Source organism: Actinomyces oricola (assembly GCF_004104015.1).
Lineage (GTDB): Bacteria > Actinomycetota > Actinomycetes > Actinomycetales > Actinomycetaceae > Actinomyces > Actinomyces oricola.
On the sequence record NZ_RYFV01000045.1, the window covers coordinates 1 to 6,213 of the forward strand.

8 protein-coding genes are annotated in these 6,213 nt (G+C 63.7%); 7 read left to right on the forward strand and 1 reads right to left on the reverse strand.

Annotated features, from left to right (window positions below; all coding sequences use genetic code 11):
- The first annotated feature begins 201 nt into the window (after positions 1–201).
- The 3 genes from EUC46_RS12095 to EUC46_RS12105 all read left to right on the forward strand — a co-directional run bounded on the left by EUC46_RS12095 (position 202) and on the right by EUC46_RS12105 (position 1,716).
- Positions 202–534: a transcriptional regulator gene (locus EUC46_RS12095; RefSeq protein WP_128774414.1), complete on the forward strand. Its 333-nt coding sequence runs from the start codon at positions 202–204 to the stop codon at positions 532–534.
- Positions 531–836: a nucleotidyl transferase AbiEii/AbiGii toxin family protein gene (locus tag EUC46_RS12100; protein ID WP_128774415.1), complete on the forward strand. Its 306-nt coding sequence runs from the start codon at positions 531–533 to the stop codon at positions 834–836. Before EUC46_RS12095 ends, EUC46_RS12100 begins: the two co-directional genes overlap by 4 nt.
- Before the next feature lie 265 nt (positions 837–1,101).
- Complete coding sequence (locus EUC46_RS12105; protein ID WP_128774416.1) at positions 1,102–1,716, forward strand: phosphotransferase; 615 nt, start codon at positions 1,102–1,104, stop codon at positions 1,714–1,716.
- Between the two features lie 72 nt (positions 1,717–1,788).
- Here the strand turns inward: EUC46_RS12105 and EUC46_RS12110 are convergent, their stop codons facing one another.
- Positions 1,789–2,355, reverse strand: coding sequence for a TetR/AcrR family transcriptional regulator (locus tag EUC46_RS12110; RefSeq protein ID WP_128774417.1), 567 nt, complete (start codon positions 2,353–2,355; stop codon positions 1,789–1,791).
- A 37-nt stretch (positions 2,356–2,392) separates the two neighbouring features.
- On the opposite strand from EUC46_RS12110, the gene EUC46_RS12115 reads away from it, so the two are divergent.
- From EUC46_RS12115 to EUC46_RS12130, 4 genes are all read left to right on the forward strand, one after another.
- Positions 2,393–3,481, forward strand: a complete 1,089-nt coding sequence (locus EUC46_RS12115) for an alpha/beta fold hydrolase (protein ID WP_241655572.1) — start codon at positions 2,393–2,395, stop codon at positions 3,479–3,481.
- A 320-nt stretch (positions 3,482–3,801) separates the two neighbouring features.
- Positions 3,802–4,656 carry an LppM family (lipo)protein gene (locus EUC46_RS12120; protein ID WP_128774418.1) on the forward strand — a complete coding sequence of 285 codons (855 nt, stop codon included), beginning with the start codon at positions 3,802–3,804 and terminating at the stop codon, positions 4,654–4,656.
- Between the two features lie 818 nt (positions 4,657–5,474).
- On the forward strand, positions 5,475–5,600 hold the full coding sequence (locus tag EUC46_RS13350) for a hypothetical protein (RefSeq protein WP_277750494.1): 126 nt from the start codon (positions 5,475–5,477) through the stop codon (positions 5,598–5,600).
- A 17-nt stretch (positions 5,601–5,617) separates the two neighbouring features.
- Positions 5,618–6,106 carry a DUF8175 domain-containg protein gene (locus EUC46_RS12130; protein WP_128774419.1) on the forward strand — a complete coding sequence of 163 codons (489 nt, stop codon included), beginning with the start codon at positions 5,618–5,620 and terminating at the stop codon, positions 6,104–6,106.
- The last annotated feature ends 107 nt before the right edge of the window (positions 6,107–6,213 follow it).

Below are 6,213 nucleotides of genomic sequence, written 5' to 3' on the forward strand. Positions count from 1 at the left end.
CCACCTCAAAAGGACATCGCGTTCTTCCCGTGTCACATCAACCCGCATGCACCCATTCTATACCGCACCCACACTAATCTCCACCTAAGAACGCACTGGAATACGGTTTTGTTTCATTTCGGCCATAGTACCGAGCGAGAGGAGCTCCCCGTGGTCGCCGTGACGGCAACCACTGGGACGACAGATGGAAGGAGTCAGGCTGTGGCCGATGTGACAGTGGCCCACCTGCGGTTCCGCGATGTCAAGCCCTATGACGCGCCCACGTCGCTCGATGAGTTGCGCGGCCCCTATGACGGGCCCATCGACCTGCCCCACTCTGTGCGTTGGCAGGCTGATCGGTTCGGCGTGGACGTGTCCAACCTCGGTTGGTGTCGTATGGCCTATCAGGCGTTGCTGGCCGAGGGGACTGCCGACGAGCAGTGCCGTTTGATGAATCGAGACCGGCTCATCGAGGTGTGGCCGATTTTGAACATTGACCCGCGCGTGCGCGGTTTGTGGGAGAGCCGTTTCCCCCGGCTTCGGATCGGCGCATGAACAGAGACCAGGAGGAGCAGCGGCGCATCACCCGTTTGGCCTTGGGGGCCGTCGGCGATGATGCCGGCTTCGTTTTGGCCGGCTCGGGGGCGATCCGCGAGCACGGACTGATTGACCGGCCGACCGAGGATGTGGACCTGTTCACCGTTGAGCAGGCTCGGGCTCGGTTCAGGACGTCGTTCGATCGGATCGTTGCGGCGCTGCGTGCTGAGGGTTACACGGTGGAGATCCGTCGGCGGCAGGATAGGTTTGAACTGCTTGACCTGGCCCGGGGAGCGGATGCTGGCTTCGACCTGGAGTAGTTCGTCCAGAACCTTGAGAACGTGGAGCGTGTCCAGCCTGAGGAGGTACTGGTCTACGGCCTGACGGCCGGCCAGCTCGACGATGTGAAGAGGCGCTGCACACAGTGGGCTGCGCAACTACGCGGACAGTGTGGACGTTCAAAGGCAGAGCCTTCGCGTTTCAACTGAACCTCTCACGAGAGCTATCCGCGGTCGCCGTTGGAAGCGACCGGATGATCGGCCAGCGGTTCACCGCAGTGGGCAAGCCGCGGTCCCGGCCGTGCTTATGGCCCTGGAACCCAGGGAATCGACCGCCCTGCGTTCAACGGGTAGATTGCTGCGGGACTACCATGAGGCGACGGTCGATATTGCGAACACTTCCGAGGATCGCTGGATGTTCCCTCCCATGGAGCCAAGGGAAGTCATCTGCCATTCCGACTTAGCGCCATACAACTGTGTGTTCCGCTCCGGGCGGGCAGTCGCAATCATTGACTTCGACACGGCTCGTCCCGGCCCTCGCGCTTGGGATCTCGCCTATGCGCTGTACCGATTCGCGCCGTTCACGGAGCGTCAGAATGTCGACGGTTTCGGCAATCTACAGCAGCAGGCGGCTCGGGCGCGCGTATTCCTCGATGCCTACGGGGCGGCTCCCCGCCTGTGCCCCGACGCCGTGTCGACGTTCGTCCCGCGGCTTCAGGCGCTAGTGGATTTCATGCGGGGCGCGGCCGATGAGGGTGACGAGCGGTTCCAACAGCACATCGATGACGGGCACGTGGCGCTCTACCTGTCGGACATCGCCTATATAGAAGCGCACCTTGACTACATCGCCCGCATCGCTTCGCAGGTCGGTGCAGGCGGCACGGAGACAATCACGGGCTCCCGGGACACCACAATGTCATGACTCAAGTCGGGCGGATCGGATCCGTATCCTGCGGATCCCGGCGCCGTCGGACGGATCGGGTCGCTGGACCGGCTATGGTTGGACCCGCCGGAGTTCGTCGATCTGCGCGGTCATGGCGGTGATGGCCTCCGACGCCGTCATGGAGCCGATGAGGACGTGCTGCGTCAGGCCCGCACTCAGGCCCAGCAGGGGCGCGGCGAGGCGGGATGGCGCGCCGGCCGCCTCCAGGAGACTGCGCACCTCTTCATGCGCCCCCCGAGTCGCTTGGCGCATGATCTCGCCAATGCCCGGGTCGACCACCGCTCGGGCCATGTAGGCGTACCAGACTGCTGTGCCGAGCCGGCGTTCTTCCGTGACTGGGATCGGCTGGGTGAGCAGCGCCGTGAGTGTGTCCCACGGCGCCGACTCCCGGGTCCTCTCGGCATGCCCCGCTTCGGCCAGGTCAACAATGAACTGGCACCCGGCGCGCACGAGCTCGTTCTTGGAGGCGAAGTAGTGCTGGATGCGTCCCACCGAGATGCCCGCCGTGCGCGCCACGGCCTGCAGACTCGCGCCCTCAATCCCCCTCTCGGCGATGACCGCCCACAAGGCCATGATGATCTCGGCTCGGCGCTGGTCGTGGTCAACGGTCTTCGGCATGCCTTTACAGTACAGACGTACCGTGATATTTTGCAGTATGAGCATACTGCAAAAGAGAAGGTCTCGTCCCAGCTCCTCCTCGCCCGACGGCGTCGCACCCACCGGCGCCTCGCCCGACTCCTCCCCAACTGGCGCCGCATCGTCCGGCAGGCGGCAGGCGCGACGAGTGGTGCGGTTGCTCGTGATCGTTCTCGCACTGATCGGTGCCTGGAGTATTGGCAGTGCCGTGATGGGGCCGGTCGGCGTGGGGCACTTCCGGTCGGCCGAAGGCCGGGCCGCCTACATGACCGCCTACAACCGGGCCATGGAACTGCTGCCCGAACCCACCGCCCAGTACGACATTCAGACGGATTACGGGCTCGTGCGAGCCTACGAGTGGAGCGCACAGCAAACCGTTCAGACGGTGCCCGTGGTCCTCCTGCCGGGGCGCTCCTCGGGGGTCCCCATGTGGTCGGCCAACCTCGCCGGTTTTGCGGCCCGGCACCGGGTCATCGCCTTCGACGCCCTCGGCGACGCCGGACTGTCGGTCCAGTCCTCCCCGCTGGAGTCCTTCACAGACCAGGCCGAGTGGATCGACCAAGTCCTCGACGTCGTGGCCCCCGACGGGGCGCACCTCGTCGGCCATTCCTTCGGCGGCGCGACGGCGGCCGCGTACGCCCGCATCCATCCCGAACGGGTCCACTCGCTGGCTCTTCTTGAACCGGTCTTCACCTTCGGCTATCCACCGGCGCGCTTCATGGCCTGGGCCACCATCGCCTCACTGCCCGGCCTTCCGCGGGGAATCCGGGAGACGGCCCTGGGGAGGATCGGAGGCGTCGACTACAACAATGCATCCGACGATCCCTTGGCCATGATGATCGAATCCGGCTCGCAGTACTTCTCGGCGGAGTTGCCGACGCCCTCGCCCCTGTCCCAGGCGCAGGCCGCAACCATGACAATGCCGGTCTATGTGGCCATCGCGGGACAAGATTCCTTAGCCGGCGGCCAGGGCGCAGCGGCACGCGCACGCGACCTGCTCCCCCAGGCAACAGTGGAGATCTGGCCCGAGGCCACCCACTCGCTACCCATGCAGAAGGCCGAGGAATTGGGAGCGACACTGGCGGAGTTCTGGGCCGACGCCGAGTAAGGGGCCACCATGAGACGGCATCTACCGGTGGTGGATCAGCCCGCCCCATCTCGTCACCCACCTTGTCATCACCTTGTTATCGCCCGCCCTGACCACGGCACGAGACGCCAAGAACGCACCCACACCCAGCACCTCCACTATGCGAGCGAAGCTCGTGGTCTCAGCACGCATCCCGCCACAGTCCGCTCAGGCGTCGTCACGTGGGGCGGCCGCCCATACGCCTTTGAGCACGAGCATGCACTAAACTGCCGGGTGTTCTGATGGATCGGGATTGCCCGAGGCCCTTCGGGACTGCCCGGGGGCTCGGTAGACTCGCGCCCATGAGCGTCCTTTTTCCCACCAATCGCCGGCGTGCCGCGGCAGCAGCCCTGATTCCGCTCTTGGTGCTTCTGAGCGCTTGCGGTGTCGACTACGACTTCAGGATTAAAGAGGACGACACGGTCGACTTCACGTATCTTGTGTGGGATTCCTCAGGATCTGGTTATGTCACAGAGGAGGGTTGCAGCGAAGAGGGGATGGGCGCTACCGCCGACATCCCCGAGGGGGTAGAGATCACCTACACCTTCACGAAGAGGAACGGGGACCCGGCCTGTGAGGTCATGGCTACCAACGTCCCCCTCGACGAGTTTCACGACGGCACATCCATTACCCATGAGGGCGACACCTACGTCTTCACCATGGAGAAGGTCTCCTACATGGAGGAGTACAAGGACGACATTGAGGCCAGCCTCTCTGTGACCTTCCCGGGGAAGGTCACAGAGCACAGTGGGAATAGCACCGTCAAGGGCAACACGGTCACCTGGGACCACCTCCTCGACGAGCAGGAAGACCTGCGCGCTGTGGGTCAGGACTTCATGGACCAGGAGGAAGACCAGCGCGCTGTGGACGAGAATGGCAGCGGCTCCATGACGCTCCTCCTCATTGGCGGTGGAGTGCTCCTGCTGGTGGTCGTCGGCGCAATCATTGCTGCTGTTCTGGTGAACAACTCCAAGAAGCGCAAGGCCGCCCAGCTCGCCGCCCCCATGCCCGGGGCTGTTCCCCAGCCGATGCAGGGACCTGCTCCTCAGCCCGGTGTCCCCATGCAGGGCCAGCCCGGCGTCCCCATGCAGGGGCCTGTTCCCCAGCCCGGCCAGCAGCCCTTCCCCGGTGACCAGCAGCCCTTCCCCGGCCAGTGATACCAACGTCCCTGCTACGCGCAACACGCGCCCCGGCGTTGAGGCCGGCTTAAGGCGTGCTGCCCTCAATAGAGTTGTCGGGCCTTCATGGCGTGGATGATCGACTCGTCGCCGTTGTCGTCAACGAGGGCCGCGAGTTCCGGGAGGCGGCTCGTCGGGTCAAAGGCAGCTGTGCCGCAGCGGAGAGTGTTTTTCGTGATGCGAAGCCGGGGTGAGTCGATGAGCGGCATTGTGGGCTACGCGAGAACGAGCGCGCGTGAGCGGAATTCAGAGGTTCAAGAGGTTGAGTTGCGCGCTATTGGTCCAGTGCGCGTGTTTATGGGTCGCGGTGAGTCCAGGCGGATGAAGGCTCGTCTATAATTGTTGTCATCGCCCAGTTATGTGCGCCCATGATTATACGCAAAAGTGATTCTCACACCCATAGTCATCCAGGTTGATTATGTTAGTTTCGATGATTAGAATTACCGCACAGCGTTGAGAGGAGTCTCTCATGCCCACCGCAGTAAACCCCTGGCTGACTCGCGATCCCACGCCGGTGGAGACAAGTAGATAACAATTAACCCTGCTCCCCACACAAATAGGCCCTGCACAGCCGCAGGCCGGCGTGCCGACGCCAACATCCGCCCTGCACCTACCCGTTGTCGTCACACCTCAAGACGCGGAGCCGCGGACGGTGGGCGCCTATGGAGGCCCGGGGGAGTCCAGCCTCCCGATGCACGTACCACAGTGAGGTCCGATCCCCGAGCCGTTCGTCTTGTTGACGAGCTGTACACCCTGAGGCCTGGTGCCGCCGGCACCACCAACTGAAAGGTATCTCAATGAACACTCTTTTGGCGATCACTGGGTCGATGGCTGACTTTGTCATCGGCAAGATTGCCATGGCGCTGGCCGGCGCGATCATTATCTCCGCCGCCGCCTCGCTCGTCGGTTCCCTCGTCTGGTAAGGGATGGAGACAAGGCCATGAGTCAAGGTAAGGGTAAAGGTCTTTTTACGCGCCCTGGATTCATTGTTTTCGCGGTGGTCGTGGCTCTCGTCGTCGCGGGGGGCGGGGCCTTCGCGGCCATTACCGCGGTGCGAGGCGGGAGCGGGGCGGGCGAGTCGGCATCGGCGGCTTCCACTGTTGGTCACGAGCAGCCCCAACCGTCTTCTGCGCCCTCCGCTACTCCAGATGGGAATCAGAGCTCCACTCCAGATGGGAACCAGAGCGTATGCGGCCTCACGGGCGAGGTCCTCGGCACCGCCTACCTGACCGAGGCGCCCGCTGTCGACCACTGGGACTACCAGGGCACAATGGCCTATCCCGTTTCTGCTACCTATGGTCCCGGCGCGACAGACTCTACCGGCTTCCATTACTGCTTCCAGCACTCCCCCGAGGGCGCCGTATATGCGGCGGCTAATGCGGCCGTTCAGGCCGATGGTGCCGACGAGGACCTAGTGTCGTGTTTCTGAAGTAGTTGGGCGCTTGGCTTTCTTGAGTATCTGGTCGGCGGGCTTGGTCCAGGAGAAGGGTTTGCAGGTCTTGTTGTAGGTGTCGATGAAGCGTCGGATGGTGGTGG